This window comes from Caballeronia temeraria, assembly GCF_001544795.2.
GTDB lineage: Bacteria > Pseudomonadota > Gammaproteobacteria > Burkholderiales > Burkholderiaceae > Caballeronia > Caballeronia temeraria.
Genome location: NZ_FCOI02000095.1, coordinates 1 through 1,937 on the forward strand (window position 1 = coordinate 1; position 1,937 = coordinate 1,937).

Annotated in this window: 1 protein-coding gene; it reads right to left on the reverse strand. The window is 60.8% G+C overall.

Going from position 1 to position 1,937, the window contains the following annotated elements; translation table 11 throughout:
* Positions 1 to 1,937: non-ribosomal peptide synthetase (locus AWB76_RS38545; RefSeq protein WP_157696343.1), on the reverse strand; the 1,937-nt coding region annotated here is incomplete at both ends.

Here is a 1,937-nt window from a genome sequence, read left to right on the forward strand (position 1 = left end):
CGCACGAGCACGCCGGTGGACCAGCCATCGGAGATGATGTGATGCATCGTGAAGAGCAGGACGTGCTGATCTTCCGCAAGACGCAGCAGTTGAGCACGAAGCAACGGGCCGTGCTGAAGATCGAAGGGGCGGCTGGCTTCGGCTTGTGCAAGGCGTCGGATTTCGTCGGCTTGTGCAAGCGTGTCCAACTCGATAAGCGGCAGCGCGAGTTCGAGTTCGGCAGCGATGTGCTGCACGGCCTGACCGTCGTGTTGAACGAAGGAAGTGCGCAGGCTTTCATGACGCGCGACGAGTACGTTCAATGCGGCTTGGAAGGCCCGAACATCGAGTGTGCCGCTTAAGCGCAAGGCGATCGGAATGTGATACGTCGATTGTCCGGGATTAAGTTGTTCAAGGAACCACAGACGTTCTTGAGCGAACGACAACGGCAGATGCGCGGGACGCACCGACGCTTGCAAAGGCGGCAGCACACTGGCATCGCCAGAAGAAGAGAGCGCTTCTGCAAGCGATGCAACAGTAGGCGCATCGAACAGTGCACGCAGAGGCACTTCAATCGAAAGTGCCTCACGCAAACGCGAGACGAGTTGCGTAGCGAGCAGCGAATGCCCACCGAGGGCAAAGAAGTTATCGAACACACTCACGCGTGCGAGCCCGAGCACATCGGCGAAGCATTGCGCAAGCGACGCTTCGAGCGATGTACGCGGCCCGACATAAGCCGCAAGATCCTGCCATTGCGGATCGGGCAATGCGCGCCGATCGAGCTTGCCGTTGGGCGTAAGCGGCAGCGCATCGAGCACGACGAACGCCGATGGCACCATATAGTCCGGCAGACGTTCGCTCAACTGCTCGCGCAAGACGCCGCCATCGATATCGCTCGTTCCAGTGACGTAAGCGACGAGTTGCTGATCCTGCGTTTTCTCATGCCGCGCCCGCGCGATGACCACGGCTTCACGCACAGCCGGATGACTGGCGATCTGCGCCTCGATCTCGCCGAGCTCGATACGAAAGCCGCGAATCTTGACCTGATGATCGTTGCGGCCGAGGAACTCGATATTGCCATCGGCGCGATAACGCGCGAGGTCTCCCGTTCGATACATGCGACTACCCGGAGCGAACGGATCGTCGAGAAAGCGTTCGGCGGTGAGTTCGGGCCGATTCAGATAGCCCCGCGCCACACCCGCACCACCGATATATAACTCGCCCACCGCACCAGGCGGCATCAGGCGACGATCGGCATCGAGCAGATAGATGCGCGTATTGGCAATGGGCCGGCCGATGGGCACACGATTCGTTTCTTCAGCAAGGCATCGATATGCGGTTGCCCATACCGTCGCTTCCGTGGGACCGTACTCGTTGTAGAGCGATACCGGCCGAGGCAGCGTGGAGCTCTGCCGCGCGAGATTCGGCGGGCACGCCTCGCCCGCGACGATGATCTCCCGAAGCTTATGCTCGCCGCTCGACGACATGCTATCGAGAATCGCCTGGCCGAGAGACGGCACACACAGCACTCGCGTGATGTCGCGATCGCGCACCAGCCTGATGATTGCGTTCGGGTCGCGGGCCGTGTCGATATCGACGAGAGCAAGACAGCCGCCGTTCGTCAGCGTGCCGAAGAGGCCGGCGACAGAACTGTCGAAGGCAAGCGACGAAAGGAGCAGAAAGCGTTCATTCGCGGCGTGCTCATAGAACTGATGCCGCGCATAAGTCGATGCGACCAGTGTCCGGTGTTCGATCGCAACACCCTTGGGCTTGCCTGTCGAACCCGAGGTGTAGATCACGTAGGCAAGGTTATGTGGCGCGACATCGGTATGCAGATTATCTTGCGAGAGCGCGTCGTCGAGCGATGCATCGGGATCGAGCACGGTCAGCGTTCCAGTGTCGCCCAGCGCTTCACGACCGGCGGCGTCGGCGAGCAGCAGTCGTGGAGTGGCATCGGT